Source organism: Arthrobacter sp. TJ-265 (assembly GCF_058269135.1).
The window spans coordinates 23,842-50,750 of sequence record NZ_JBZCND010000002.1 but is presented as its reverse complement, the minus strand read 5'-3'; the positions used below and the strand labels follow the sequence as shown (position 1 = coordinate 50,750).

General features: G+C 71.8%; 24 protein-coding genes. 18 read left to right on the top strand and 6 right to left on the bottom strand.

Features of this window, described 5'->3' with window-relative positions; genetic code table 11:
* Positions 1-240 precede the first annotated feature (240 nt).
* Complete coding sequence (locus AC4D2E_RS08945; RefSeq protein WP_490952374.1) at positions 241-1,698, bottom strand: peptidase M16 family protein; 1,458 nt, start codon at positions 1,696-1,698, stop codon at positions 241-243.
* A 194-nt stretch (positions 1,699-1,892) separates the two neighbouring features.
* Here AC4D2E_RS08945 and AC4D2E_RS08940 point away from each other — a divergent pair, with 194 nt between their 5' ends.
* The 11 genes from AC4D2E_RS08940 to AC4D2E_RS08890 all read left to right on the top strand — a co-directional run bounded on the left by AC4D2E_RS08940 (position 1,893) and on the right by AC4D2E_RS08890 (position 12,852).
* Positions 1,893-2,363: an Hsp20/alpha crystallin family protein gene (locus tag AC4D2E_RS08940; protein ID WP_104168352.1), complete on the top strand. Its 471-nt coding sequence runs from the start codon at positions 1,893-1,895 to the stop codon at positions 2,361-2,363.
* Between the two features lie 71 nt (positions 2,364-2,434).
* Positions 2,435-2,968 (top strand): GNAT family N-acetyltransferase, encoded by a 534-nt coding sequence (locus AC4D2E_RS08935; protein WP_490952373.1) that lies wholly within the window; start codon positions 2,435-2,437, stop codon positions 2,966-2,968.
* A 108-nt stretch (positions 2,969-3,076) separates the two neighbouring features.
* Positions 3,077-3,373 (top strand): Asp-tRNA(Asn)/Glu-tRNA(Gln) amidotransferase subunit GatC, encoded by a 297-nt coding sequence (gene gatC, locus AC4D2E_RS08930; protein ID WP_104168350.1) that lies wholly within the window; start codon positions 3,077-3,079, stop codon positions 3,371-3,373.
* A gap of 3 nt (positions 3,374-3,376) precedes the next feature.
* On the top strand, positions 3,377-4,882 hold the full coding sequence (gatA, locus tag AC4D2E_RS08925; protein ID WP_490952372.1) for an Asp-tRNA(Asn)/Glu-tRNA(Gln) amidotransferase subunit GatA: 1,506 nt from the start codon (positions 3,377-3,379) through the stop codon (positions 4,880-4,882).
* Positions 4,882-6,396 carry an Asp-tRNA(Asn)/Glu-tRNA(Gln) amidotransferase subunit GatB gene (gatB, locus tag AC4D2E_RS08920; protein ID WP_490952371.1) on the top strand — a complete coding sequence of 505 codons (1,515 nt, stop codon included), beginning with the start codon at positions 4,882-4,884 and terminating at the stop codon, positions 6,394-6,396. Before gatA ends, gatB begins: the two co-directional genes overlap by 1 nt.
* 103 nt (positions 6,397-6,499) lie before the next feature.
* Complete coding sequence (locus AC4D2E_RS08915; RefSeq protein ID WP_490952370.1) at positions 6,500-7,405, top strand: aminoglycoside phosphotransferase family protein; 906 nt, start codon at positions 6,500-6,502, stop codon at positions 7,403-7,405.
* 179 nt (positions 7,406-7,584) lie between these two features.
* Positions 7,585-8,628, top strand: coding sequence for an L-threonine 3-dehydrogenase (tdh, locus tag AC4D2E_RS08910; protein WP_104168346.1), 1,044 nt, complete (start codon positions 7,585-7,587; stop codon positions 8,626-8,628).
* A 14-nt stretch (positions 8,629-8,642) separates the two neighbouring features.
* Entirely contained in the window at positions 8,643-9,881 is a 1,239-nt protein-coding gene (locus AC4D2E_RS08905; protein WP_490952369.1) for a glycine C-acetyltransferase, read from the top strand.
* 64 nt (positions 9,882-9,945) lie between these two features.
* A complete protein-coding gene (locus AC4D2E_RS08900; RefSeq protein WP_490952368.1) occupies positions 9,946-11,043 on the top strand; it encodes an NAD(P)/FAD-dependent oxidoreductase in 1,098 nt (365 codons plus the stop codon).
* Positions 11,044-11,166: 123 nt separating this feature from the next.
* Positions 11,167-11,649, top strand: coding sequence for a cation:proton antiporter regulatory subunit (locus AC4D2E_RS08895; RefSeq protein ID WP_104168343.1), 483 nt, complete (start codon positions 11,167-11,169; stop codon positions 11,647-11,649).
* 9 nt (positions 11,650-11,658) lie between these two features.
* Complete coding sequence (locus tag AC4D2E_RS08890) at positions 11,659-12,852, top strand: cation:proton antiporter (protein ID WP_490952367.1); 1,194 nt, start codon at positions 11,659-11,661, stop codon at positions 12,850-12,852.
* Between the two features lie 27 nt (positions 12,853-12,879).
* Here AC4D2E_RS08890 and AC4D2E_RS08885 read toward each other — a convergent pair whose 3' ends face one another.
* Positions 12,880-13,725, bottom strand: coding sequence for a siderophore-interacting protein (locus AC4D2E_RS08885; protein WP_490952366.1), 846 nt, complete (start codon positions 13,723-13,725; stop codon positions 12,880-12,882).
* A 46-nt stretch (positions 13,726-13,771) separates the two neighbouring features.
* Positions 13,772-15,355 carry a histidine ammonia-lyase gene (hutH, locus tag AC4D2E_RS08880; protein ID WP_104168340.1) on the bottom strand — a complete coding sequence of 528 codons (1,584 nt, stop codon included), beginning with the start codon at positions 15,353-15,355 and terminating at the stop codon, positions 13,772-13,774.
* Positions 15,356-15,456: 101 nt separating this feature from the next.
* Here hutH and AC4D2E_RS08875 point away from each other — a divergent pair, with 101 nt between their 5' ends.
* From AC4D2E_RS08875 to AC4D2E_RS08845, 7 genes are all read left to right on the top strand, one after another.
* Positions 15,457-16,146 (top strand): IclR family transcriptional regulator, encoded by a 690-nt coding sequence (locus tag AC4D2E_RS08875; protein WP_104168339.1) that lies wholly within the window; start codon positions 15,457-15,459, stop codon positions 16,144-16,146.
* Positions 16,143-17,819 carry a urocanate hydratase gene (gene hutU / locus AC4D2E_RS08870; protein WP_490952365.1) on the top strand — a complete coding sequence of 559 codons (1,677 nt, stop codon included), beginning with the start codon at positions 16,143-16,145 and terminating at the stop codon, positions 17,817-17,819. The genes AC4D2E_RS08875 and hutU overlap by 4 nt, the downstream gene beginning before the upstream one ends.
* 29 nt (positions 17,820-17,848) lie before the next feature.
* A complete protein-coding gene (locus AC4D2E_RS08865) occupies positions 17,849-19,066 on the top strand; it encodes an allantoate amidohydrolase (RefSeq protein WP_490952364.1) in 1,218 nt (405 codons plus the stop codon).
* Positions 19,063-20,493 (top strand): formimidoylglutamate deiminase, encoded by a 1,431-nt coding sequence (locus AC4D2E_RS08860; protein WP_490952363.1) that lies wholly within the window; start codon positions 19,063-19,065, stop codon positions 20,491-20,493. Before AC4D2E_RS08865 ends, AC4D2E_RS08860 begins: the two co-directional genes overlap by 4 nt.
* A complete protein-coding gene (gene hutI / locus AC4D2E_RS08855) occupies positions 20,493-21,695 on the top strand; it encodes an imidazolonepropionase (protein WP_490952362.1) in 1,203 nt (400 codons plus the stop codon). Before AC4D2E_RS08860 ends, hutI begins: the two co-directional genes overlap by 1 nt.
* Positions 21,696-22,552: 857 nt before the next feature.
* Entirely contained in the window at positions 22,553-22,675 is a 123-nt protein-coding gene (gene ykgO, locus AC4D2E_RS08850) for a type B 50S ribosomal protein L36 (RefSeq protein WP_490952705.1), read from the top strand.
* 15 nt (positions 22,676-22,690) lie between these two features.
* On the top strand, positions 22,691-23,146 hold the full coding sequence (locus AC4D2E_RS08845) for a hypothetical protein (RefSeq protein ID WP_490952718.1): 456 nt from the start codon (positions 22,691-22,693) through the stop codon (positions 23,144-23,146).
* Here the strand turns inward: AC4D2E_RS08845 and AC4D2E_RS08840 are convergent.
* Genes AC4D2E_RS08840 through AC4D2E_RS08830 form a run of 3 tightly spaced genes read right to left on the bottom strand, consistent with a single transcriptional unit; the run spans position 23,059 to position 26,889 of the window.
* Positions 23,059-23,655, bottom strand: coding sequence for an ArsR/SmtB family transcription factor (locus AC4D2E_RS08840; RefSeq protein ID WP_490952361.1), 597 nt, complete (start codon positions 23,653-23,655; stop codon positions 23,059-23,061). The two genes, AC4D2E_RS08845 and AC4D2E_RS08840, sit on opposite strands and share 88 nt — an antisense overlap.
* Positions 23,656-23,713: 58 nt before the next feature.
* On the bottom strand, positions 23,714-25,507 hold the full coding sequence (locus AC4D2E_RS08835) for an ABC transporter permease subunit (protein ID WP_490952360.1): 1,794 nt from the start codon (positions 25,505-25,507) through the stop codon (positions 23,714-23,716).
* Positions 25,504-26,889: an ABC transporter substrate-binding protein gene (locus AC4D2E_RS08830; RefSeq protein WP_490952359.1), complete on the bottom strand. Its 1,386-nt coding sequence runs from the start codon at positions 26,887-26,889 to the stop codon at positions 25,504-25,506. The genes AC4D2E_RS08835 and AC4D2E_RS08830 overlap by 4 nt, the downstream gene beginning before the upstream one ends.
* Positions 26,890-26,909: the final 20 nt, after the last annotated feature.

Below are 26,909 nucleotides of genomic sequence, written 5' to 3'. Positions count from 1 at the left end.
CCAACCACCACCGACATTCTGAGGTCGTCACGGCCTGCCGGTGCACGGTGAAGTCCCGCCGGTTGCCGGTGGCGGCGCTCGTCCTCCACTCGTCCTGAGGCGACGGAGATCGGCCTGACCCCGGAGGACACCAAGGGAACTCGAGCTCATCGCCACCACGGCGACCGTGGCGGGTGAAACCATCCACGCGATGCCGTTCGAGGTCGGGCAGGACACCGACATCGAGGACGGGAGGACCGATCAGCCGATGTCGACCCGATAGGTGAGGGCGCTGTCGACGCGGTCCTCGATGAGCGCGAGAGCTTCATGGCCTCTGGCAAACCACGATCGCTGCAATTCCAGTGATACGGCGTCGACGCCGTGAAGAGCGATCCCGTAAGGCGTGTACTCGAGTCCGCGGACGTCGTCCCAGAAGATCGTCGTGACCGCCTGGTCCACGAGGCTGACGCCGTCATCGCCGACCACGAGACGAGCCTTCGACGGGACGCCCTGGAAGGAGCCCCGGAGGCTGCGCTTGAAGGATCGCCCGGACACCGGCTCATGGTTCTCGCCGCCGAGCATTCGGAGGGACGGATCCGACGTGGATGTTCCCTCGGGCATGCCGACCATGAGCGTCAGGTCGAGGAGGGAGAGCGCGTTCTGCGCCGACTGCCGGGTCACCGCGGCGGTGTCGGTGACCATCTGCTCCGGGCTGATGAGCTGCTCGCCGAGTAGATAGCGTCGCGCGGCATCCGTGGCGGCGACGGCCGCTGAGCGAGGATCGGCGGCGAAATCCGTGATGTCGTCCGTGAGTTGCCGCAGTTCCAGTTCATCGGGCCCGTGGGAGCTGAGGTCATCGAGGATGCTTCGGAGCTCGCGCAGCGCCAGTTCTGCGTCCTCCTTCCGCGGATCGGCGGTGAGGCAGACGACGCCTCGCCCCCCTCCGGCCTCCAGGACGTGATGGCCGACGTCGTAGATGATTCCTCGTTTCCTGCGCAGAAGGTCGAGTGCACGCTGGCACGCGACCTGCGCGATGACGGACGCGCTGTTCCTCGCCAGTTCGGAACCGGATTCGAACTCGAAGGACAGGGCGAGGGGAGGCCCGCCCAACTCGAACCAGAGTGGCGTCGGGAGGCTCGTGATCGGACGGGCGGCGCGCGGGGGCTGTGCTTCGCCTGGAGGCAGGACCAGTGAAAGGCCCGGAGGAGGAGGGCCTGTGAGCGCCAGTGCGGCATTGCCGCTGGTGAAGTACTTGCTGATGGCTGCTATGACAGCACTGTCATCGATGCTGTTCAGCGCCGGCTGATCGACCCCTGCAAGGCCGAGTGAGGAGAGCCCGTACCTGCGAAGTAGATGCTCCGCGACCGCGGGTTCGACGACCGAGGACGCTTCTGCAACCAGCACCTTCTTCTCGATGTCCAGCGAGCTCACGTCGGGAGTGCGGATGCTTGCGCAGATGTCCCTGAGGAACGCGATCACCTGCTCCGGACGGCCGGTCGCCTCGAACGAGGTGAAGCTCAGTTCCACGGTCGCATTGTGGTCGTACCGGGGCGAGGGTGCTCCAGCCATCACGAGGTGTTCGGCGAGATGGGTGATGCCCGACGTCACCAGCGACTCGTCCCGGACGCCGACACGGAACACGAGTTCGGCGCTCAACGGAGGAGGACCCTCGACCCAGAAGACCGGTATGCCGTCGACCTCGGCCCTGTTGAGTGTCATGCGCCTGATCCTAGGACGGTCAAGGTCGCTCTTCGGCGCGACACGAGGAATGGTGCGGACAGCTGCCCGACCGGCGGCCGCTCACCGGACGGAACGGGGGGTCTTTCGTCCCTGTCGGCGCCGGCGGCGTCGGTGTCTACTCGGAAGGACCTGCCCCTGATCGGGCCGATCCCATCGAGTGTCTGGAGTTCGTCATGACTGATGCGCGGCGCTGGCCTCCGTTCGGCTCCAGCCGGCGGAACTTCCCCTTCAACGCGGGCACCAGGTCCCCCATGGACCTGCTGGATTCGATGGAGCGGCTGTTCGAGTCGTCGTCGTCCGGGCCGGCCTCGATCCGGGTCGAGGAATTCGTCGACGGGACCGACATGGTGGTCCGCGCGGAGATGCCGGGACTCGATCCCGACCAGGACATCGAAGTGAGCATCGAGAACGGCTTCCTGCGGATCCGCGCCCAGCGCGAGGAGAACGAGGAGCACAAGGACAAGGACCGGTACCGGTCCGAGTTCCGGTACGGATCCTTCCGCCGCGACATCGTGCTCCCCGACGGCGTGAAGGACGAGGACATCCGGGCCACCTACGCCGACGGCGTGCTGGACGTGCGGACGCCGCTGCCGGACAGTACGAAGCGCGAGGGCCCGAGGAAACTCCCCATCACCCGCGCCTGACCCGGCCCGGAAAGGATCGGCGTCCGCCGGGCCGGCGTCCCGGCGGCGTCGACGCGTGGCAAGATGAGCCGGTGACCAACGCACCCTCCGGGGACGCCCTCTCGGACGCCCGCATCACCATCCGGCCCATCCAGCCCGGGGACTACGACGACGTCCGCCGCATCACGCGCGGCGCCTACCTCGAGGCCGGGTACTTCGCCGACGAGGCGCACCCCTACATGGCCGTGCTCTCCGACATCGAGCACCGCGCCGAGCACGCCGAGGTCTGGGTGGCCGAGCGCGACGGCGTCGTCGTCGGGTCGGTCGCTCTCACCTTCGCGGGCCAGCGGTACACCGACATCGCCGTCGAGGGGGAGCTGGAGTTCCGGATGCTCGCGGTGGACCCGGCCGTGCAGCGCGGCGGCATCGGCCGCGCCATGGTGGAGCGCATCATCGGGCACGCGCGCACCCTGCCGGGCATCGAGGCCGTGAGCCTCACGAGCGGCTCCGACATGGTGCGGGCGCACCGCCTCTACGAGTCGATGGGCTTCGTCCGCATGCCGGGCCGCGACTGGGAGGTCCCCAACGAGGACATCCTGCTCTGGGTCTTCCGCCTGTCCCTGTAGGCGCACGCGTCCGCCGTCGTCGGGTCCGGTCTCCGCTGATGCCGGGCGCCGAGCGCGCCAGCACTAGACTGGAGGAAGATACCCACCTCCGACTTCCAGGGGAGATCCATGGCTGAGATCAACCGGGACGACGTCGCGCATCTTGCGCGGCTCGCCCACATCGACATGACCGACGACGAGCTCGACCGCATGGCCGGGGAACTCGCGGTGATCGTCGATTCCATCAAGAGCGTGAGCGAGGTCGCCGGCGACGACGTCCCCGCGACGAGCCACCCGATCCCGCTGAGCAACGTGTTCCGCGACGACGTCGTGGGGGAGACCCTCAGCAACGAGGAAGCCCTCCTCGGCGCTCCCGACAACGCCGACGGCCGCTTCAAGGTCCCGGCAATCCTGGACGGGGAGTAACCCATGACAGACCTGATCCACCTCTCCGCCGACGCCCTCGCGCAGAAGCTCGCCGCGAAGGAGGTCTCCGCCGTCGAGGCGACGCAGGCCTACCTGGACCGCATCGACGCCGTGGACGGCGCGATCAACGCGTTCCTGCACGTCAACACCGACGAGGCGCTGCTCGTCGCCGCCGGCGTCGACAAGGCACGTACCGACGGCGACACGCTGCACCCGCTCGCGGGCGTCCCCATCGCCGTGAAGGACCTGATCGTCACCAAGGGCCAGCCCACCACGGCCGGGTCGAAGATCCTCGAGGGCTGGCAGAGCCCCTACGACGCCACCGTGGTCCGCAAGCTCCGTGCCGCGAGGATGCCGATCCTCGGCAAGACGAACCTCGACGAGTTCGCCATGGGCTCCTCCACCGAGCACTCCGCGTTCGGACCCACCCGCAACCCCTGGGACCTCGACCGCATCCCCGGCGGGTCCGGCGGCGGGTCCGCGGCCGCCGTCGCCGCGTTCGAGGCACCGCTGGCGCTCGGCACCGACACCGGCGGCTCCATCCGCCAGCCCGGCGCCGTCACCGGCACGGTCGGCGTGAAGCCCACCTACGGCGGTGTCTCCCGCTACGGGGCGATCGCCATGGCGTCCTCGCTCGACCAGATCGGCCCGGTGTCCCGCACGGTCCTCGACAGCGCCCTGCTGCACGAGGTCATCGGCGGACACGATCCCCACGATTCGACGTCGCTCACCGACCCGGTGGGCGCACTCGTCGAGGCCGCCCGCCTCGGCCAGGTCGACGGCATGCGCATCGGTGTCATCAAGGAGCTGCAGGGCGAGGGCTACCAGGCCGGCGTCCTCACGCGCTTCCACGAGTCGCTCGAGCTGCTGCGCTCGGCGGGCGCCGAGATCGTCGAGGTCTCCTGCCCCAACTTCCAGTACGCGCTCGGCGCCTACTACCTGATCATGCCGTCGGAGGCCTCCAGCAACCTGGCCAAGTACGACGGCGTGCGCTTCGGCCTGCGCGTGGTGCCCGAGGGCATGCCCACGATCGAGCGCGTCATGGGCGCCACCCGCGCGGCCGGCTTCGGCGACGAGGTCAAGCGCCGCATCATCCTCGGCACCTACGCGCTGAGCGCCGGCTACTACGACGCCTACTACGGGTCGGCGCAGAAGGTGCGCACGCTCATCCAGCGCGACTTCGCCGCCGCGTTCGAGCAGGCCGACGTCCTGATCTCGCCGACCGCCCCGACCACGGCGTTCAAGCTGGGCGAGAAGCTCAACGACCCGCTGGCGATGTACCTGAACGACGTCGCCACCATCCCGGCGAACCTGGCCGGCGTCCCCGGGCTGTCCCTGCCCGGTGGCCTCGCGGACGAGGACGGGCTGCCCGTCGGCATCCAGCTCCTCGCCCCCGCCCGCAAGGACGCGCGCCTCTACCGCGTGGGCGCCGTCCTCGAATCGCTGCTCGAAGCCACGTGGGGCGGGCCGCTGCTGGCCCAGGCCCCCGAGATCACAGGTGGTAAGTAATGACTGCTGTAACCGATGAGGTCCTGTCCTTCGACGAGGCCATGGAGAAGTACGATCCCGTGCTCGGGTTCGAGGTCCACGTGGAGCTCAACACGCGGACGAAGATGTTCTCCTCCGCGCCCAACGCGTTCGGGGACGTGCCCAACACCAACGTGACCCCGGTGGACCTCGGCCTGCCCGGCGTCCTGCCCGTCGTCAACGGCGTCGCCGTCGAGTCCGCGATCAAGATCGGCCTGGCGCTCAACTGCAGGATCGCCGAGAAGTGCTACTTCGCGCGGAAGAACTACTTCTACCCGGACACCCCGAAGAACTTCCAGACCTCCCAGTTCGAGGACCCGATCGCCTACGACGGCAGCATCGACATCGAGCTCGCCGACGGCACCGTCTTCACGGTGGAGATCGAGCGCGCCCACATGGAGGAGGACGCCGGCAAGCTCACCCACATGGGGGGCGCGACGGGCCGCATCCAGGGCGCCGAGTTCTCCCTCGTGGACTACAACCGCGCGGGCGTGCCCCTCATCGAGATCGTCACGAAGCCGATCGTCGGCGCCGGCTCGCGTGCCCCCGAGCTCGCGAAGGCCTACGTGGCCGCCATCCGCGAGATCGTCAAGAACCTCGGCGTCTCGGACGCCCGCATGGAGCGCGGCAACGTGCGGTGCGACGCGAACGTCTCCCTCAAGCCGAAGGGCCAGGAGAAGTTCGGCACGCGCACCGAGACCAAGAACGTGAACTCGCTGCGCGCCGTCGAGCACGCCGTCCGCTACGAGATCCAGCGGCACGCCGCCGTCCTCGACTCGGGCACGCCGATCCAGCAGGAGACGCGCCACTGGCACGAGGACACGCGCTCGACGACGTCGGGACGCCCCAAGTCCGACGCCGACGACTACCGCTACTTCCCCGAGCCGGACCTCGTGCCGGTCGTGACGAACGACGCGTGGATCGAGAAGCTCCGCGCCGAACTCCCCGAGCCGCCGGCCGAGCGGCGCAAGCGCCTGCAGGCCGACTGGGGCTACTCCGACGCCGAGTTCCGCGATGTCGTCAACGCCGGGGTCATGTCCTCGATCGAGGACACCATCGCCGCCGGCGTCAGCGCCGCCGTCGCCCGCAAGTGGTGGATGGGCGAGATCTCCCGCCGCGCCAAGCTGGCCGACGTCGAGCCCGCCGAGCTCGGCGTCACGCCCGAGCTGATCGTCGGGCTCAACGCGCTCATCGAGACCGGCAAGATCAACGACAAGCTCTCCCGCGACGTGTTCGACGGCGTCCTCGCCGGCGAGGGCACGCCCGCGGAAGTCGTCGAGAAGCGCGGCCTCGCCGTCGTGTCCGACGACGGCCCGCTGCTCGAGGCGATCGACGGCGCCCTCGCGGCCCAGCCCGACGTCGCGGACAAGATCCGCGGCGGCAAGGTCCAGGCCGTCGGCGCGATCGTGGGCGGCGTCATGAAGGCCACCCGCGGGCAGGCCGACGCCGGCCGCGTGCGCGAGCTCATCCTGCAGCGCCTCGGCGTCGAGGGCTAGCCCCCGACGCCGGGCTGCCGGGGCGGAGCGCGGGGCAGGCCCGGGGGCGACGTTCCCGCGGGTCCGCCCCGTCGCTCCGGTCCTGCGTACCGAGGAGGTCCACGTGGCCGTGAGGCCCCAGGCGGAGGTCGACGTCGCGGCGTCCCTCGTCGTCGCCCTGCTCGGCCTCCAGATGCCGGATCTGGCGCACCTGCCGGTGCGGTTCGTGGACGGCGGCTGGGACAACACGCTGTTCCGGGTGGGGGAGGACCTCGTGGCGCGCCTGCCCCGGCGCGCCGTCGCCGACGCGCTCATGGTCGCGGAGCAGCAATGGCTGCCTGGTCTCAGCGCGCCCCTGTCCGTCGCGACGTCGGCGCCCGTGCGGATCGGCCGACCCGGTGCCGGATACCCGTGGCACTGGTCCGTCTCCCGATGGATCGACGGCGCGAGCGGCATCACGGTCCCGCGGGCCGGGCGCTTCCCTGCCGCCGCCCCGCTCGCGCGCTTCCTCGCGGACTTCCACCGACCCGCGCCCGCCGACGCCCCCGTCAGCCCCGTGGGGCGTGGCGGCCCGCTGGCAGCCCGCGACGGCGTCGTCCGTCCGCGGCTGGCGTCGCTCCCGGAGATCCCCGGCGCACTTGCGGCTTCCCTGCAGCGCGTCTGGGACTCCGCCCTCGCGGCACCGAGGTGGTCGGGGGAGCCGCTCTGGCTGCACGGTGACCTGCATCCGGCCAACGTCGTCCTCGCGCCCGACGGCGGGCTGGAGGGCGTCGTCGACTTCGGTGACCTGTGCTCCGGGGATCCCGCGATGGATCTCGCGGCGGCGTGGCTGCACTTCGACGCCGTCGGTCGGTCCGCGTTCCGCACGGCACTCGAGGGGCTGCGCCCGATCGACGCCGCCACCTGGGATCGGGCCAGGGGCTGGGCGCTGAGCATGGGGAGCGCCATGGCGGCATCCTCCGACGACTCCCCGGCGTTCCTCCGCCTCGGCGTCGAGACCCTGGCCGCCGTCCTCGACGACGCGCCGTAGCCTGCCCGCGGGGGGTCCATCCGGCCCTGCCCACCCGCCGCGACGGCGCACCCATGATGACGGCCCGCCGCCGCACGCCGCTGCTACTGTTGCTCCGGGCACATTCCGCCCTCGCACTCGTACCGCACGGCCCCGACGCGATCCGTCGGGGACAGGCGCGGCATGGAAGGAACCGTTCAGTGAAGGCGCTGTACAAATCCGGGGCACACCCCGGCTTCGAGCTCGTCGACCGGCCCGAACCCGACGCCGGGTGGGGTGAGGTCAAGATCCGGGTCATCACCACCGGCATCTGCGGCACGGACCTCCACATCGAGAGCTGGGATCCCTGGGCGCAGGGCATGATCGACGGTCCCCTGATCCCTGGCCACGAGTTCTACGGCGAGGTCGTCGCCCTCGGCGAGGGCATCCGGGACGTCCGCATCGGGGACCGCGTCTCCGGTGAAGGCCACATCGTCTGCGGGATCTGCCGCAACTGCCGCGCCGGCCGCCGCCAGATGTGCATCCGCACCTCGAGCGTCGGCGTCCAGCGCGACGGCGCGTTCGCCGAGTTCGTCGTCGTACCCGAGACCAACGTCTGGGTGCACGACGCGACCGTCACGCCCGAGCTCGGCGCCGTCTTCGACCCCTTCGGCAACGCCGTCCACACCGCGCTCAGCTTCCCGCTCGTCGGGGAGGACGTGCTGATCACCGGGGCCGGCCCCATCGGCCTGATGGCGGTTGCCGTCGCCCGTCATGCCGGTGCCCGCAAGATCGCCATCACCGACGTCTCCGCGCCGCGGCTCGCCCTCGCCCGCGGCGTCGGGGCGGACCTCGCCATCGACGTCAGCCGGAGGCGCGTCGCCGACGCGCAGCGCGAGCTCGGCATGAAGGAGGGCTTCGACGTCGGGATGGAGATGTCCGGTCATGCCACGGCACTGCCCGAGATGATCGACAACATGAACCACGGCGGGCGCATCGCGATGCTCGGCCTGCCGGCAGGCCCGATCTCCATCGACTGGGGGAAGGTGGTCACGCATATGCTGACCCTCAAGGGCATCTACGGCCGGGAGATGTTCGAGACCTGGTACGCGATGAGCGCCATGCTGCAGTCCAACGGGACCCTGCGCGAGGCCGTCTCGTCCGTGGTCACCGACTGCCTGCCCGCCCGGGACTGGCAGCAGGGCTTCGCAACAGCGCGCAGCGGCGCGAGCGGCAAAGTGGTCCTCGACTGGACCACCTTCTAGGAGGCAGGAACACCATGTATTCAGCAGTCCGCGACCAGTTCGCCGGAGAACTCGACGAGATCCGCAGTGCAGGCCTGTTCAAGCACGAGCGCCGCATCTCCTCACCGCAGTCCAGCCACATCACGGCCGGCGCGCTGGGGGCCGACGACGCCCGGGTGCTGAACTTCTGCGCCAACAACTACCTCGGCCTCGCCGACCACCCGGAGATCATCGCCGCGGCCAAGACCGCCCTGGACGAGCGCGGCTTCGGCATGGCGTCCGTGCGCTTCATCTGCGGCACCCAGGACCTGCACCTCGAACTCGAACGTCGCGTCTCGCGGTTCCTCGGCACCGAGGACACCATCCTGTTCTCCTCCTGCTTCGACGCGAACGGCGGCGTGTTCGAATCGCTCCTGGGACCGGAGGACGCCGTCATCTCCGACGCCCTGAACCACGCGTCCATCATCGACGGCATCCGGCTGTCGAAGGCGCAGCGCCTCCGCTACGCCAACCGCGACATGGCGGACCTCGAGGCGAAGCTGCAGGAGGCGTCGGGGGCACGACGGCGCCTGGTCGTCACCGACGGCGTCTTCTCCATGGACGGCTACCTCGCCCCCCTCGAGGCCATCTGCGACCTCGCCGAGCGCTACGACGCGATGGTCATGGTGGACGACTCGCACGCCGTCGGGTTCATGGGTGCCACCGGCGCCGGGACGCCCGAACACGCCGGGGTCGCCGACCGGGTGGACATCTTCACGGGCACGTTCGGCAAGGCGCTCGGCGGGGCGTCCGGCGGCTACGTGGCCGCCCGCGCCGAGATCGTCGCCCTCCTGCGGCAGCGCGCGCGCCCCTACCTGTTCTCGAACTCGCTCGCACCATCGATCGTCGCCGCGACCCTGACCGCCCTGGACCTGGTGCAGAACAGCACCGACCTGCGGTCCACACTGACCGCCAATGCCGCGCTGTTCCGCCGCCGCATGACGGAGGAGGGCTTCGACCTGCTGGAAGGGGAGCACGCGATCGTCCCGGTCATGTTCGGCGACGCCGTCCTCGCGGCCCGCACGGCCGACGCCATGCTCGCGCAGGGCGTCTTCGTGACGGCCTTCAGCTACCCCGTGGTCCCGAAGGGCGCCGCCCGGATCCGTGTGCAGCTCTCGGCAGCGCACACGGCGGAGGACATCGAGGCCTGCGTGCAGGCGTTCGTCGCCGCCCGCGCCGAGGTGGCCGCGAGCCCGGCCGACGTCGGCGACGCCCCGGGCGCACACGTCGGCTGAGGAACAACGGGAAGGGCACGGAACGGAGGCGCCGGCTGGGGGAGGGCGAGCCTAGGATGACGGGATGAGCTCCCTCGAGTGCGACGTCCTGATCATCGGCGGCGGGATCGCCGGCCTCTCGCTGGCCTCCGCGCTGGCCCCCTTCTCCAGCGTGGTCCTCGTGGAAGCCGAGCCGACCCTCGGCTACCACACCTCCTCCCGCTCGGCGCGGCAACTGATCCCCAGCTACGGCCCCGAGCCCGTCGTGGACCTGACCCGGCGCACCCTCGAGCTGCTGGGCGGCGTGCAGTCCTCCACGGGGCTCCCCCTGACCGAGCCGCGGTCCTTCCTCCTGATCGGATCCGAGGCCGACGTCGACGCGCGGGCCAGCGTCGCGATGCACCGCCTCACCCACGCCCAGGCCCTCGACCTCTGCCCGCAGCTGCGCCCCGAGGCCTTCGCGGCCGCCGCCATCGACACGGACTGCGTGGGGACGGACACGGACCTGCTGCTCGAGTACCACCGGCGGAGCGCGAGCGACGACGGCGTCATCATCCTCACCGGGGCGCAGGTCACCGAGGCCCGCTACGACGGCTCCGCGTGGAGCGTCCGCGCCGGCTACCGGCCGATCACCGCGGGGGTCGTGGTCGACGCGGCGGGAGCCTGGGCCGACGGCGTCGCGACGCTGTGCGGCGTCGCGCCCCAGGGACTCGTGCCGCACCGACGGACCGCGGCGATCGTGGCGGCGGGCAACGCGCCGCGGGCAGGGTCCCCGATGGTCGCGGCGGCCGACGAGTCCTTCTACTACCGCCCGGACGCCGACGGCGTCCTCATCTCGCCCGCCGAATCGGAACCGGCGGAGGCGGGGGACGCCCAACCGCACCCGGGCGACGTCGAGCGCCTCATCGAGCGGCTCGGAGCCGTGACGACCCTCGGGATCACGGCCGTCCACCGATCCTGGACGGGGCTGCGGACCCAGCGGGACTCCACCGTGCCGGTCGTGGGGTTCGATCCCGGCCACCCCGGGTTCTTCTGGCTCGCGGGGCAGGGCGGGTACGGGTTCCAGACGTCGTCGGGCATCGCCGAACTGGCCTCCGTCCTCCTCACCGGCGCCGATCCGGCCGATCTCGGCGCCGACCCGGACCGCGTGGGCGCCGCGGCCGCCGCGCTCCGTCCGGCCTGAGGACCATCCATCCGGAGCCCGATCCGTCGGCGCCGAACGAGGCCTCGACGCCCTCAGCGAACGGGCCGCGCCACCAGCGCCCTGCCCGCCGGCGAGCAGTCCACGCAGGTCTAGGATGATCGCATGAACGTCATCGAAACGCGCCTTCCCGGCATCGGGGTGCGGCGAGAGATCGTCACCGGGTCCGGCCGGAGGGTCGGCATCGTCGCGCAGCGCGACGGCGAGCTCGACCTCATCATCTCCAAGGCCAATGACCCGGACGCCTGCGTCGCCTCCATCCCGCTGACCCCGGACGAGGCGGCGACGATCGGCAGCCTCCTCGGGTCCCGGCAGCTCGTGGCCCAGCTGACGGAGGAGCACCGGGACCTCCCCGGGGTCTCGACGCGCCAGTTCTACATCGACCACGGATCGCCCTTCGACGGCCGCACCCTCGGTGACACCAGGATGCGGTCGCGCTCCGGCGCATCCCTCGTCGCCGTGCTCCGCTCCGGCCAGGTCCAGGCCTCACCCGCCCCCGACTTCACGCTCGCCGGCGGCGACCTGCTGGTGGTGGTGGGGACCTCGGAGGGCCTGGACACCGCAGCGGACATCCTGCGCAACGGCTGATCGCCGTCTATGCACACGACCGCCCTCACCCTGATCGAACTCGGCGCGATTCTCCTGTTCCTCGGGGTCCTCGGGCGGCTTGCGGGCCGGATCGGACTCTCGCCCATCCCGCTGTACCTCCTCGGTGGCCTGTTCTTCGGGCAGGGTGGCTTCCTCGAGCTCGACGGGGTCATGGAATTCAGCGAGGTGGCCGGTGAGATCGGCGTCATCCTCCTCCTGCTGCTGCTCGGCCTGGAGTACACGGCCAAGGAACTCGTCACCGGGATGCGGCAGTCCTGGATGGCGGGGATCGTGGACCTCGTCCTGAACTTCACGCCGGGCGCCCTCGTCGCGGTCATCCTGGGCTGGGGGCCGGTCGCGGCCCTCGTGATGGGCGGCGTCACGTACATCTCCTCCTCGGGTATCGCCGCGAAGGTGATGAGCGATCTCGGCCGCCTCGGCAACCGGGAGACGCCCACCGTCCTCGCGATCCTCGTCTTCGAGGACCTCGCGATGGCCGTCTACCTGCCCGTCCTGACCGCGGTGCTGGCGGGGCTCAGCTTCGCCGGCGGACTCGGGACGGTCGGCGTCTCCCTCCTCGTCGTCACCCTCGTGCTCGTCGTCGCGCTGCGCTGGGGGAACGCGGTCTCCGCGGTCGTCGACAGCAAGGACCGCGAGGTCTTCCTCCTGACGCTCATCGGGGCGGCCCTGCTCGTCGCGGGTGTGGCCTCCGCCCTGCAGGTCTCGGCGGCCGTGGGGGCGTTCCTCCTCGGCATCGCGATCTCCGGCGCGACGGCGGAGAACGCGGCCCGCCTCCTCGAACCGCTGCGGGATCTCTTCGCCGCCATCTTCTTCGTGGTCTTCGGGCTCAATACCGACCCGGCGTCGATCCCCCCGGTCCTCGGGGTCGCGTTGCTCCTCGCGCTCGTCACGACGGCGACGAAGATCGCGACCGGCTGGTGGGCGGCCCGCCGCCAGGGCATCGGGCGCCTCGGCCGGGCCCGGGCCGGCACGGCCCTCGTGGCGCGCGGGGAGTTCTCGATCGTCATCGCCGGGCTCGCGGTGGCCTCCGGCTCCGTGATCCCTGAGATCGCCGCGCTGGCGACGACGTACGTGCTGATCATGGCCGTGCTCGGGCCCGTACTGGCGCGTATCGCCGAGCCCGCGATGGAACTCCTGGAACGGTTGCCGAGGCGGGGCCCCCGCGCGGTGCCGGTCGCCTGAGGCGCACCGGGCCGCACGTGCCCGGGGTCAGTCGTCGAGGATCTTGCCGATCGGCTCACGCTTCTCCGCCTGGAAGGTGTCCTCCTCGCGGCCGTACGCCCAGTAGCCGGAGAGCGAGACCTGCGCGCGGGTGAGCCCCCTGTCCCGGAACAGGATGTCCCGCAGGGCCTTCATGGCGCCGCGCTCCCCGTGGACGAAGGCGTCGACGCGTCCCTCGGGCCATGGTCCGGCGGCGACGGCGTCCGCGAGCAGCGTCGTCGTGCCCGGTTCCCGGCCGTCCCGCGTCAGCCAGTGCAGCTCCACCCCCGCGGGGGCGGCGAGCGCGAGTACGTCGGCGGCGGTGTCCACCTCGAGGTAGGCGTGTCCGACGGCGGCCGGGTGCAGGGCCTCGAGGCCGGCGGCGATCGCGGGGAGCGCGGAGTCGTCCCCTGCGAAGAGGTGCCAGTCGGCGTCCGGGTCCGGCGACCACTTGCCGGAGGGGCCCATGAGGACCAGGGGATCGCCCGGGGCGGCCTGCGCCGCCCACGGGCCGGCGATGCCGGAGACCCCGTGCACCACGAAGTCGATGGCCAGGCGCTCCGCCGCGGCGTCGAGCCACCGTACGGTGTAGGTCCGCTTCACGGGTCGGTCGCCCGCGGGCAGGGCGTGCTTGAGGGCCGCGAGGTCGTAGGGCGGGGTCAGCCCGAGGTGGGGTTTGGTGAACAGCAGTTTGGCGTACCTGTCCGTCGCGTCGCAGTCCTGCAGGTCCCGGAAGCCGGGACCACCCGCCACGACCCGCACCAGGTGGGGGCTCAGCCACTGCGTCTCGAGCACGGTGAGGACCGCCTGGGGGCGCGGGGGTTTGACGGAGGGCACGGGGACGGGGGAGGACATGGGGCGGCGCCTCTTTCTCGGGGTGGTCAGCCCACCCTAACAAGCCCTACTGGAGGGACCCCGGGACTGCCCTCCGGGCTGCGGCGAGCAGGGAGCCGTCGTCCACCAGCCGCCGGGCGGCCTCGATCTCCGGGGCCAGGTAGCGGTCGGTGCCGGGGCCCTCGACGTCCTGCCGGAGCCGGGCCCGGACGGCGGTGATCGGCGCGGAACTGCGCCCGACCGCGCCCGTGCCCGCCCCGCCTCCGCGCATGTCCAGGGCGCGTGCTGCGGTGAGGATCTCGATCGCGAGGACGCGCGTGAGGCCGTCGACGGCCCGGCGCAGCTTCAGACCCGCGGCCCAGCCCATCGAGACGTGGTCCTCCTGCATGGCCGAGGAGGGGATGGAGTCCACGGATGCCGGCGCGGCGAGGCGCTTGAGCTCGGACACGATGCCGGCCTGCGTGTACTGGGCGATCATGTGGCCGGAGTCGACGCCGGGATCGTGGGCGAGGAAGGCGTTGAGCCCGTGGCTGCGGGACGTGTCGAGGAAGCGGTCCGTGCGGCGCTCGCTCATGGAGGCGACGTCCGCGACGGCGATCGCGAGGAAGTCCAGCACGTAGCCCACCGGCGCCCCGTGGAAGTTGCCGTTGGACTCGATCCTGCCGTCGGGGGTGATGACCGGGTTGTCGATCGCGGACCCCAGCTCGATCGCGGCGACGGCGTCGGCGTGCGCGAGGGTGGCGCGGGCGGCTCCGTGGACCTGGGGCGCGCACCGCAGGGAATACGCGTCCTGGACGCGGGTGAACCGGTGCCGGCCGGTCTCGGACGTGAACTGGTCGGCGAGCAGCGGGGACCCCGCCAGCAGGGCGCGGATGTTCGCGGCGGACGCCAGCTGGCCCGGGTGCGGGCGCAGGGCGTGGAGATCCTCGGCGAACACGGCGTCGGTACCCAGCAGCCCCTCCACGCTCATGGCCGCGGCGAGATCCGCCGTCGTGAGGAGCCGGTGCAGGTCCGCGGCGGCGAGGACGAGCATCCCGAGCATCCCGTCCGTACCGTTGATGAGGGCCAGCCCCTCCTTCTCGCGCAGCTCGACCGGGGCGATGCCTGCCTCGGCGAGCGCCTCGGCCGCCTCCACCAGGTGCCCGGCGCGGTCCCGTACCTGCCCCTCGCCCATCAGCGCCAGGGCCACGTGGGAGAGCGGCGCGAGATCGCCCGAGCAGCCCAGCGAACCGTACTCGCCGACCACCGGTGTGATGCCGGCGTTCAGCAGGGCGGCGTAGGTGGACGCGACGAGCGGGCGCACCCCGGTACGGCCCGTGGCGAGGGTGGAGAGGCGGCCGAGCATCAGGCCGCGCACCACCTCGCGATCCACCTCGGCCCCCGAGGACGCCGCGTGGCTGCGGATGAGGCTGCGCTGCAGCCGGGTGCGCTGGTCCAGCGGGATGTGCCGGGTGGCCAGGGCACCGAAGCCGGTCGAGACCCCGTAGTGCGGCGTGCCGTCGTCCACGAGCGCGTCGACCACCGCTCGGGATCCGGCCATCGCGGCGAGGGCCTCGGGTGCCAGATCCACCCGGGCGCCGTCCCGCGCCACCGCGACGACGTCGGCGGGGGACAGCGGGCCGGTGCCCACGATCACGGTCTGCTGGTTCACGCTGTGCCTCGGTTCCCGCGGCGCCTGCCGCTCTTGCCATTGAGTGAAAATGGAGTTTCAATAAGTGAAATATACGTCGACCACGAAAGCAAGGAGCGAGCATGGCCGAATCATCGACCCGCACCGTCGAGCGGGCCCTCGTGCTGCTCGGGGCGGTCTGCGGGGCCGGCTCGCTGACACTCGCGGACGCGGCCCGGGAGGCCGACCTGTCGGCGTCGACGGCGCTGCGGCTCCTGCGCACCCTCGAAGGGACGGGGTTCGTCCGCCGGGACGCCCTCGGCGCCTACCGGCCCGGCCTCCGCGTGGTGCAGCTCGGCGCGCAGGCCCTCGGCCACGAATCCCTGGTCTCCCTCGCGGAGCCCGCCCTGGATCGCCTCGTGGAGCGGACCGGCGAGTCGGCCTACCTCAGCGTCCCCTCGCACGACGGCGAGGGCGTCTACCTCGCGATGCGCGAGGGCACCCACTCGGTGCGCCACGCCAGCTGGGTGGGGCGCAGCATCCCGCTCGCGCAGACCGCCGTCGGTGCTGTGCTCACGGGTGGGCCCCCGGACGGCGGCTTCGTCGTCGTGCGCGACGGCGTCGAGAAGGATGTCACGGCCATCGCGGCGCCTCTCTCGCCGGGCGGCCGGACGGTCGCGGCGCTCAGCGTCGTCGTCCCCAGCTACCGCATCACCGAGGCGGAGGCCCACCGCATCGGTTCGCTCGTGGCACAGGAGGCCGCGGCCCTCCTGACGGAGCCCGGTGCGGGCGCCGTCCCGGTGCCCGAGGACCTGACAGGAGAACCGGCATGACCACCCCCACCTCCGCGACCCACGATCCCTCCCGGTCCATCCGGGCCGCGCGCGGCACCCGCCTGACCGCGAAGAGCTGGCAGACCGAGGCGCCGCTGCGGATGCTCATGAACAACCTCGATCCCGAGGTCGCCGAACGGCCCGAGGACCTGGTGGTGTACGGCGGGACCGGCCGGGCGGCCCGCAGCTGGGACGCCTACGACGCCATCGTCCGCACCCTCACGGAGCTCGAGGACGACGAGACGCTGCTCGTCCAGTCCGGCAAGCCCGTCGGGGTGTTCCGCACCCACCCGTGGGCGCCGCGCGTGCTGCTCGCCAACTCCAACCTCGTGGGGGACTGGGCCACGTGGCCCGAGTTCCGGCGCCTCGAGGCGGAGGGCCTCATGATGTACGGGCAGATGACCGCGGGCTCCTGGATCTACATCGGCACGCAGGGCATCCTGCAGGGCACCTTCGAGACGTTCGCGGCGATCGCCCGCACACGGTTCGGCGGCAGCCTCGCCGGCACCCTCACCCTGACCGGGGGCTGTGGCGGCATGGGCGGCGCCCAGCCCCTCGCCGTCACGCTCAACGGCGGAGCCGTCCTCATCGTGGACGTCAGTGAGGCGCGCCTGCGCCGCCGCGTCGCGAAACGCTACCTGGACACCGTCGCGGACACGCTCGACGACGCCGTCGCGCAGGTCCTCGCCGCGAAACGCGAGCAGCGGGCGCTGTCCGTGGGCGTCGTCGGCAACGCGGCCACCGTGTTCCCGGAACTGCTCCGGCGGGGGCTCGACGTCGACATCGTCACCGACCAGACCTCCGCCCACGACCCGCTCAGCTATCTGCCCGAGGGGATCGCCGTCGACGAGTGGGAGCGTGAGGCCGCCGCGGACCCGGACGGCTTCACGAAGAAGGCCCAGGCGTCGATGGCCCTGCAGGTCGAGGCGATGGTCGGATTCCTCGACGCCGGAGCGGAGGTCTTCGACTACGGCAACTCGATCCGCGACGAGGCCCGGAAGGGCGGCTACGGCCGTGCGTTCGCCTTCCCGGGGTTCGTCCCCGCCTATATCCGACCCCTGTTCTGCGAGGGGCTCGGCCCGTTCCGCTGGGTCGCGCTCTCGGGGGATCCGGCGGACATCGCCGTCACCGACGCCGCCCTCAAGGAGCTGTTCCCGGACAACGGGCACCTGCACCGCTGGCTCGACGCCGCGGCCGAGCACGTGGAGTTCGAGGGCCTGCCCGCCCGGATCTGCTGGCTCGGCTACGGGGACCGCGCGAAGGCGGGCCTGCTCCTCAACCGGCTCGTCGCGGAGGGGAGGGTCTCGGCCCCGATCGTCATCGGCCGCGACCACCTCGACTCCGGGTCCGTCGCCTCGCCCTACCGGGAGACCGAGGCGATGGCGGACGGCTCCGACGCCGTCGCCGACTGGCCCCTGCTGAACGCCCTCCTGAACACCGCCTCCGGGGCCACCTGGGTGTCCATCCACCACGGCGGCGGCGTCGGGATCGGCCGCTCCATCCACGCCGGGCAGGTCTCCGTCGCCGACGGGACCGACCTCGCGGCGCAGAAGCTCGAGCGGCTCCTCACCAACGATCCCGGGACGGGCGTGATCCGCCACGTCGACGCCGGGTACGGGCGCGCCCGCGAGGTCGCGGCGGAGCACGGCGTCCGCATCCCCATGCAATCCTGAAGACCCGTCCCCGACCGGAAGGTACCCCCGTGCAGACCGTCTCCTCCGTCCTCGACTCCATCAGTGACATCGGCCGCGACGCCACCCGCGGGGGCTACTCGCGCGGCGTGTACACCCCCGCCGAGTCCTCGCTGCGCGAATGGTTCAGCGCCGAGGCCCAGGCCCGCGGACTGGCCGTCGAGACGGACCGCAACGGCATCCTCTGGGCGTGGTGGGACGCCACGGACAGCCGGGACGGCGCGCTCGTCACGGGCAGCCACCTCGACTCGGTGCCCGGCGGCGGCGCCTACGACGGCCCGCTCGGCGTCGCCTCCGCCCTCGTGGCCGTGGACCTGCTGCGCGAGCGCGGGGCGACCCCGCAGCGCTCCCTCGCGATCGCCGTGTTCCCCGAGGAGGAGGGGTCCCGCTTCGGGGTCTCCTGCCTGGGATCGCGCCTGCTCACCGGCACGCTCGACCCTGATGCCGTCCGGTCCCTGACGGACGCGGACGGCACCACCTTCGCCGAGGCCTCCCGCGCCGCGGGGGTCGACCCCACGCACCTGGGCCGCGACGAGGAGGCGATCCGGCGCATCGGGGACTTCGTGGAACTCCACGTCGAGCAGGGGCGAGGCCTGATCGATCTCGACTCCGCCGTGGCCATCGGCTCCACGATGCTGGGTCACGGCCGCTGGCGCCTGTCCATCACCGGCCAGGGCAACCACGCGGGCACCACGCTCATGGCCGACCGCGCCGACCCCATGGTCGCCGCCGCCCAGGTGGTCCTCGCCGTCCGGAAGGCCGCCGCGGAGCAGGACGGCGCCCGCGCGACGGTGGGACGCCTGCAGCCCGTGCCGGGCGGGACGAACGTCATCGCCTCCCGCGTGGACCTGTGGCTGGACGTGCGCCACGAGGAGGACGCCGTCACGGCGTCGCTCATCGAGAGGATCCACGGCCAGGCCCAGAAGATCTGCGCGTTCGAGGGCTGCCGGACCACCCTGACCGAGGAATCGCGCAGCGGCACGGTCCATTTCGACGGTGCGCTCCAGCGCACGCTCAGCAACGCCCTCGGCCGCTCCTTCCCCGGCGCACCGACCCTGCCGACGGGCGCCGGGCACGATGCCGGCATCCTCGGCGCCATCGCGCCCACCGCCATGCTGTTCGTCCGCAACCCCACCGGCGTCAGCCATTCGCCCGAGGAGTTCGTGGAGCGCGACGACGCGGACGCCGGGGCCACCGCGCTCGCGGACGTCCTCGACAACCTGCTGTGACCGGACCCCGCACCGATCGGGCCGTCCGCGCCGTCTGGTGCGAGCACGCGTGGCTGGGAGCCGACGGGATCCGCGACGCCGTGCGCGTCGAGGTGGACGACGACGGCCTGGTGCTCGGCGTGCTCGCGGGCGTGCCGGCGCGGGAGGGCGACGTCGTCCTCCGCGGCGTGGTGTTCCCCGCCGCCGCCAACGCGCATTCGCACGCGTTCCACCGCGCGCTGCGCGGGCGCACCCACGGGAGCGGCGGGACGTTCTGGACCTGGCGGGAGACGATGTACCGCGCGGCGGGTGCCCTCACGCCCGCACTGTACGAGGAGCTCGCCGCCGCGGTGTACGCCGAGATGGTGGTGGCGGGGTGGACGAGTGTCGCCGAATTCCACTACGTGCACCACCGCCCGGACGGTACGCCGTACGGGCAGGGGGACGACGACGGACCGCATGCCATGGAGCTGGCCCTCGCCCGGGCCGCCGTCCGTGCGGGCATCCGCCTGACGCTGCTCGACACGTGCTACCTCGCCGGCGGCTTCGGGACACCCCTCGCGGCGGGCCAGCGCCGTTTCTCCGACGGGACCGCGGAGCGGTGGCTCGCGCGGCTGGCGTCCCTGCGTACAGCGATCTCCTCGCGCTACCCCGTACGCCAGGTCACGGTCGGCGCAGCCATCCATTCGGTCCGCGCGGTGCCGGAGCAGGACCTCGCCGTGATCGCTCGTCGGCTGCCGCCGGACCTGCCCCTGCACATCCACCTGTCCGAGCAGCCCGCCGAGAACGAGGAGTGCCTCCGGGCGACCGGCCGCACCCCGACGGCGCTGCTCCACCGGCACGGCCTCGTGACCGACCGCCTGTCCGCCGTCCATGCCACCCACGTCACCGACCGCGACATCGCGACCCTCGCCGACGCCGGAGCGGTGATCGTGTTCTGCCCCACCACGGAGGCGGATCTCGCCGACGGGCTCGGGCCGGCCGGGGACTTCCGGGAGGCCGGAGCGCAGCTCGCTCTCGGCACCGACCAGCACGCCGCCGTCGACCCGTGGCTGGAGATGCGGGCCCTCGAGCTCGGGGAGCGCCTGCGCACCGGGCGGCGGGGGCACTTCGCCCCGGAGCGGCTGCACGGCATCGCGTCCCTCGGCGGCGCGCGGGCCCAGGGCCGTCCCGGCGCGGGCTTCGGTCCGGGCCACCCGGCCGATCTCATGGCGGTCGACCCGCACAGTGCACGCACCGCCGGATCCTCCCGGGAGCAGCTCGCCTCGACGGCGACGGCTCAGGACGTCACGGGCGTCGTCGTCGGCGGTGTCCTCAGGGCGCGGGACGGCGTGCACACGACGCTCGGGGATCCCGGGCCACTGCTGGTCGCGGCCATCGCCCGCCTCGACGCAGCACACCCCACCGCCGCACCCTCCACCGCCGCACATCCCGGGGGCCGGTCCTGATGTCCGTCCTCATCACCAACATCGGCGAACTCATGACGCAGGACGCCGACGGCGCCGTCCTGCGGGACGCCGCCCTGGTCCTCGAGGGGGAGCGGATCAGCTGGATCGGCCCGGCCACCCGCGCGCCCGCGGCGGACGAGGCCTACGATGCCGGGGGCCGCGCGGGACTGCCCGGCTGGGTCGACAGCCACACGCACCTCGTGTTCGCCGGGGACCGGACGGCGGAGTTCGAGGCCCGCATGGCGGGGGAGTCGTACGCCGCGGGCGGCATCGCGGTCACCGTGGAGGCCACGCGCGCCGCGGAGGACTACGACCTCACGCGGCTCCTGCTGGCCCGCGCCGCGGAGGCCGCCGCGGGCGGCACCACGTACCTCGAGACGAAGACGGGCTACGGGCTCGACGTCGCGCAGGAGGCGCGCAGCGCGCGGATCGCGGCCGGCGTGGTGGACGAGGTCACCTTCCTCGGCGCGCACCTCGTGCCCGCAGGGGAGGACGCCGAGGACTACACGGATCTCGTGTGCGGGCCGATGCTCGACGCCGTCCGCCCGTACGTGCGCTGGGCCGACGTCTTCTGCGAGACCGGCGCCTTCACCCCGGACCAGTCACGCCGCGTCCTCGCGGCCTGCGCCGCCGCGGGCCTCGGCCTGCGCGTGCACGGCAACCAGCTCGGCCCGGGCGCCGGCGTGGCGCTCGCCGTCGAGTTCGGCGCCGCCAGCGTCGACCACGTGAACCACCTCTCCGACGCCGACGTCGACGCGCTCGCGGGCACGTGGTCGGGATCGGGCGCGGACGACGCGCCGGGTACCGTCGCCACGTGCCTGCCGGCCTGCGATCTGTCGACGCGCCAGCCGTTCGCACCCGCCCGGCGGCTGCTCGACGCCGGTGCCCGGATCGCCCTGGCGAGCAACTGCAATCCCGGCACCTCCTACACGAGCTCCATGGCCTTCTGCGTCGCCACCGCCGTCCTGCAGATGGGGCTGACGGTCCACGAGGCGGTCCGTGCCGCCACCCACGGCGGGGCGCTGGCGCTGCGTCGTCACACGGGACGCGACGCCGACGGACTCCGCGCCGTCGGGTCCCTCGCCGTCGGGCACCGCGCGGACCTGCAGCTGCTGAACGCGCCGTCGGCCACGCACCTGGCGTACCGACCTGGGATGCCGCTCGTGCACGCCGTCTGGCGGGCGGGCACGCGCCTTCGGTAGGAGGGCTGACGCTGGGGACTCTTCACCGACTTTATATTTGAGAATCATTCTCATATGGTGGGGGTATGCACCTCATCCTCGTCACCTCCCTCGATGGGCTCAGCCGCAACAGCGCCGCGTCCGCCCTGGCAGGACGCACCTCCGCCACGCCTGTCGTCCTGCACGATCTGCTCGACGGCGGGGTGGTGGTGCGCCGCGTCCATAACGCGGACCGGCTCGTCGAGCGGGAGTCGATGGTCCTGGAGCACGGCTGCCTGAGTTGCACGGTGCGGTTCGATCTTGCGCCGGCGCTCCTGCGCCTGGCCGAGGACGGCGCCACCCGTGCGATCGTGGGTCTGCCGCCGGGGACGACCGCCGAGGATGCGATCGAGGGCCTGCGCACGGTCGCCTCGCGGACATTCATCGTGGACACCGTTGCCTTGGCAGTGCGTCCGGAGGACCTGGAGGACCAGCTGTGGGACCACCACACGCTCTTCGAGTCCGGGTACACCGCTGTGCGGGAGGACTCCCGCACGCCGGGCGAGTTCCTCGTCGGGGAGTTCCTCTTCGCCGACACCGTCCTCACCACCACGAACGACCTCCTGCCGCGCGACCCGGCCCTGTGGGATCGCGGCCTGCACCTCGTCGGCGAACTCGCCCCGGATCTCCCTCGGCAACGAAGGGGCCTGGACCGCGGGTTCGCGGCATGGCGAGTGGTGCAGGGGCACGCACCTGGCCCTCACCGGCGACGCTCTCGACGACGACGACATCATGACCCTGCTGGACGCCTGTGCGCTCACCGACGAGGAGCTGGACCTGGCGACGGCGCATCATCCGGGCAGGACGAGCCGAAGCACCACCACCACAGAAGGAGCACCATGAAGGTACGCCATTCCCTCCGCGCCCTCAAGAAGATCCCCGGGGCGCAGATCGTCCGCCGTCGCGGCAGGACCTTCGTCATCAACAAGAAGAATCCCCGCATGAAAGCCCGCCAGGGCTAGGGTCGGTGGTCCGCCATGACACGGGGTACCGGCAAGCCATCCGGCACCGATGCGGTCGACCGGCCGAGGGCACGGCAGGACGCCACAGAGACCGGCACGCCCGCCGGCGTCGTCGTCGCCCTCTGTGCGGGTCACCGGTGTGCTGCCCTGACCAGGACGAGCGGTGACGGCGGTCTCGCGGCTGCCGTCGCGCGCTCCTCGGGGGGTGTGTTGATTTCTGCACCCTGCCTGCAGCAGTGCGCGCAGGGAGCATTCGCCGCTGTCGCGATCCGCACCTCGGAGAGCGACCTGACGGGACCGTCCGTGTGGTTGGGTGGCATCGACGCTGCCGGACACCTGCGGACACTCGGTGATTGGGTGGAGCAGTGGCGACCCGTTGCGGGTCAGGACAACGCCCTGCCCGACGATCTATCCGGTACGGTGCTCGGTGTCGGCCCACCGGTCCGCCTGGCGCCGCCGAGCCATCCATAGCCCTCGCCAGCCCTCGCCCCAAATGATGCGCGAAGCATCGAGGACCACTCGTTCGATCCGCACCGGTTCCAGCGCCTCGGCGCTCGAACACACTGATTCTGTGCTGATCCAGTGCTGACTCGGTGATCGGGGCCAGCAGTACAGCTAGGTGTACTGCCCGCGGAAGTCGTAGGTTCATGGCTGTGATCCGTCGTCGGGGAGGCTTCGACCATGTGGGCGATCGCGTCATCGATGACGTGTGCGACGTGCTCGTCGGTCAGCGCACAGATCGCTTCGCGTCCTGACCTGCTGACGGTGACGAGGTTCATGCTCCGCAGCACCCGTACATGCTGCGACACGAGCGGCTGGGACAGCCCCGTTGCCTCCACGAGTGAACCCACAGAGCCCGCACTGCCGGCAACGGACGTCAGGATCCTCAACCGGGATACCGTGCTGAGCGCCTTGAACAGCTCCGCTACCTTCTCGAGTTGAGCGTCATCCGTCGTACCAATACATGAACGCGTATGCATGCGACCATGCACGTAGGAAAAAGGGGCCCTCGTCCTCTGAGCCGGTGGGTCACCGGGATCAGGCTGCTACGGGTGCGCCGTCCTCGATGGCCGCCCTCGTCCGGCGGCGTGGGGTTGGGGGGAGGGTGAGCCCGGACGTCGATACGGCCAGGACGGACGCGAGGATCAGGGCCGACGCCGGAGCGAGAACCGTCCAGGGCGCCCGTTCGACGTAGGCCATGCCTTCGGCGAGCACCAGGCCCCAGTCGGGGCTGGGCGGGTTGGCTCCGAGTCCGAGGAAGCCCAGCGCCGCAAGGGCGAGGGCCGTTCCGGGGAGGCGGAGCATCGCGTGCCGGACCAGGGGTCCGAGGATGTGCGGGAGGATGTGCCGGAGCAGGATCCGGGCCGGCCCGACGCCGAGGACCGGGAGGACGGTGACGAAGGGCAGGCTGCGGGCCTGCAGGGTCAGGGCGGAGGTGTGCGCTGCCAAGGACGCCCAGCTCACCAGGGCGACAGCGAGGGCGGCGCCTCCAATGGATGCCCCGGAGATCGCGGCGACGATGATCCCCGCGATGACGGGAGGGGCGGCGTTGGCGACCTCGAGCGGCCCTGTTCCCAGGCGTGGCAGGGAACCGATCAGGATGCCGATCAGCAGGGACACGAGGACGACGACGAGGGCGGTGCCCACGGTGGTCACGGTGCCGTGTCCTACGCGGGCGAGCAGGTCGCGGCCGCTGGCATCGGCCCCGAACGGTAGAGCCCAGCTCGGCGGGGCGAGGCGCGGGTGGGCTGAGGCGAACGGGTCGCGGAGGATCCCGGCGATGGTGATCAGGCCGAGCAGTGTCGCTGCCCCGAGGGGCACGGCGAGGTCCCGCCGGTGGAAGACGGGAGGGACGACGGCGACGGGGATCACGCCCAGCCGTCCGGCCGGCCCGAGGAGCGCCGTGCGGATCAGTGCCGCGGCGATGCCGGCCATGATCGCCAGGACGAGGAGGGCGAGGACGCCGGCCTGCAGCACGGGGATGTCCTGCGACGTGGCGGCACCGAGGGTGGCCCTGCCGATTCCGGGGATGGCGAAGACCCGTTCGACGGCGACCGCCCCGCCGGTGAGCCCGACGACGACCAGGGCAGCCTGGCTGGAGACTGTCGGCAACGCCCGCCGCAGGAGACCGGCAGCGATCTGGCGGCGAGAAAAACCGGCCGACAGCCACGCGGACACCCACTGTTCATCGCCGGCGGAGCTGATGGCGTCGGCCAGGAGTTTGCCCATCAGCCCTCCGGCCGGCAGGCCCAGGGCGAGGGACGGCAGGACCGCGTAGTGCAGTCCCAGCCACCCCGACGGCGGGAACCAGCGTAACCAGACCGCACCGATGACCAGGAACAGGGAGGCCAGCAGGAAATCGGGCATGGAGGTCGCCGTCGTCGCGAAGAGCCCGGCCCCTCGCCGCCGCTCACCCCGGGAGCCGCGCAGGAGCGAGGGGAGTGCGAACAACCCGGCAATCAGCAGTGCGATCACACCGGCGCAGATCATGAGCGTCACGGACACAGCGAGGGCTGTGAGGGTTCCCGGCAGCACCGGGGAGTTGGAGATCCAGGATCGGCCGAAGTCCCCGGTGAGGATCCCGGCGAACCAGTCGAGGAAGACCAGGAGCGGGCCCCTGTCCAGGCCGAGTTCGGCACGGACCATCGCCAATGCCGCCGGTGTTGCTTCCAGGTCGGTGTACCGGGCGCGCAGGACCGTGTATTCAGGGCTCTGTCCGGAGAGCCAGGGCAGCATCCCGATCACCATGATGACGGCGAGCAGGGCCCCCGCCCGGGACAGGCCGACCAGGATGGCACTGGCCGGGAATGCCCTGGGAGGGAAACGCGTCACTGCTCGACGCGGGTGTCGCCGGTCACCAGCGACCGCTCGCGTGGGTCCCGGGCCGCGCCGTCCACGCCTGCCGCTTCGCCCTGGATGACGCGCTCGTGCAGCATCGGGATCGCGGCATCCCGAGCAAGGATCTCCGCCTCGGCGGCGATGATCGCCTCCCGCCGTTCGGCGCCCGCCGGGGTGGCGGCGGCTTTCTGCAGGGCGTCGTCGACGGCCGGGTCGCAGAACTGGGAGATGTTGAAGGACCCTTCGCAGGCGAAGTCGCTGTACATGTAGGCCACAGGATCCCCGGAGTCGAGGACGGTGGCCCGGGAGAGGATGAAGGCGTCGAAGGCCCCGTCCAGGGCGTCGGCCTCGATGAACTGGTACTCGCGCACGTCCTGTTCGACGACGAAGCCGGCGGTTTCGAGCTGCTGCTCGAGTTGCACGGCGACCTCGGGGAGTTCGGCACGATCCGTGAACGTGCCCAGGGTGATCCGCACCCCGTCGACCGGTGCCGGCTCGGGCCGGCCCTCGAGAATTCCCTGGTAGGCGTCGTCGCGTTCCTCCGCAGCCCAGGGCAGGGCGGGGCCGAGGAGTCCTTCGGCGACGTCCGCACGGCCCTCGTACACGTTCGCGACGATGGTCGCCCGGTCGATGGCCTCCCGGGCGGCGGCACGCACGGCGGGGTCCGCGAACGGGCCCGATTCCGTGTTCAGGTAAAGGGTGTTCGTGCGCGGCATCGGTACCTCGAAGACCAAGTCCTCGTCGATCTGCGCGACCTGGCTGACCGGGATGGACTCGACGACGTCAGCGGTGCCTGCACGCAGGGCCGCGGCGCGGGCGGTGCCGTCCGGCACGAACTGGACGTCGATGCCGGACGAGGCAGCGAGTTCCCCCCAGTAGTCCTCGTTCCGGTCCAGGGTCGCACTGGAGGTGCCGTCCACCGCAGTGAGGACGAACGGGCCGGTGCCGGTACCCAGCGAGTCAACGGTGTCGCCGTCGTAGGCGCTGGCGGCCAGGATGGAGAGTTGGGGGCTGGACAGGCGCTGCGGCACGAGCGGGTCCTCGATCGCCGTTGTGACGGTCACCGTCATCCCATCGGTGGCCGCAGCGGCCAGGTCGACGCCGTCCAGGATCCGCGGGGTGGGTGACGCGCCCGCGGCCGCGGTCAGGGAGCGGGCGACGTCCTCGGCGGTCAGCGGGGTGCCGTCGTGGAAGCGCACCCCGTCGCGGATGGTGAACGTCCATTCCGTCGCAGCGGTCTGTTCCCACTCCGACGCCAGGGAGGGCTGGGCCTCTCCCAGGTCATCGAGAATGACGAGCGTCTCGGCTGCAGACCAGCGTGAGAGCTTGAACGCATCGTCGCTGAGCGGGGTGAGGCCCGAGCGGGGTGGCTGCATATGGACGATCGAAAGACGGC

Excerpts from the sequence above, each read along its gene's own strand:
- gatC (WP_104168350.1), top strand. The coding sequence starts at position 3,077 with ATGGCTGAGATCAACCGGGACGACGTCGCGCATCTTGCGCGGCTCGCC.
- AC4D2E_RS08830 (WP_490952359.1), bottom strand. The coding sequence starts at position 26,889 with ATGCAGCCACCCCGCTCGGGCCTCACCCCGCTCAGCGACGATGCGTTC.
- AC4D2E_RS08905 (WP_490952369.1), top strand. The coding sequence starts at position 8,643 with ATGTATTCAGCAGTCCGCGACCAGTTCGCCGGAGAACTCGACGAGATC.
- AC4D2E_RS08945 (WP_490952374.1), bottom strand. The coding sequence starts at position 1,698 with ATGACACTCAACAGGGCCGAGGTCGACGGCATACCGGTCTTCTGGGTC.
- gatA (WP_490952372.1), top strand. The coding sequence starts at position 3,377 with ATGACAGACCTGATCCACCTCTCCGCCGACGCCCTCGCGCAGAAGCTC.
- AC4D2E_RS08845 (WP_490952718.1), top strand. The coding sequence starts at position 22,691 with ATGACACGGGGTACCGGCAAGCCATCCGGCACCGATGCGGTCGACCGG.
- AC4D2E_RS08890 (WP_490952367.1), top strand. The coding sequence starts at position 11,659 with ATGCACACGACCGCCCTCACCCTGATCGAACTCGGCGCGATTCTCCTG.
- hutI (WP_490952362.1), top strand. The coding sequence starts at position 20,493 with ATGTCCGTCCTCATCACCAACATCGGCGAACTCATGACGCAGGACGCC.
- AC4D2E_RS08885 (WP_490952366.1), bottom strand. The coding sequence starts at position 13,725 with ATGTCCTCCCCCGTCCCCGTGCCCTCCGTCAAACCCCCGCGCCCCCAG.
- ykgO (WP_490952705.1), top strand. The coding sequence starts at position 22,553 with ATGAAGGTACGCCATTCCCTCCGCGCCCTCAAGAAGATCCCCGGGGCG.
- AC4D2E_RS08895 (WP_104168343.1), top strand. The coding sequence starts at position 11,167 with ATGAACGTCATCGAAACGCGCCTTCCCGGCATCGGGGTGCGGCGAGAG.
- AC4D2E_RS08900 (WP_490952368.1), top strand. The coding sequence starts at position 9,946 with ATGAGCTCCCTCGAGTGCGACGTCCTGATCATCGGCGGCGGGATCGCC.
- gatB (WP_490952371.1), top strand. The coding sequence starts at position 4,882 with ATGACTGCTGTAACCGATGAGGTCCTGTCCTTCGACGAGGCCATGGAG.
- hutU (WP_490952365.1), top strand. The coding sequence starts at position 16,143 with ATGACCACCCCCACCTCCGCGACCCACGATCCCTCCCGGTCCATCCGG.
- AC4D2E_RS08875 (WP_104168339.1), top strand. The coding sequence starts at position 15,457 with ATGGCCGAATCATCGACCCGCACCGTCGAGCGGGCCCTCGTGCTGCTC.
- AC4D2E_RS08840 (WP_490952361.1), bottom strand. The coding sequence starts at position 23,655 with ATGCATACGCGTTCATGTATTGGTACGACGGATGACGCTCAACTCGAG.
- AC4D2E_RS08940 (WP_104168352.1), top strand. The coding sequence starts at position 1,893 with ATGACTGATGCGCGGCGCTGGCCTCCGTTCGGCTCCAGCCGGCGGAAC.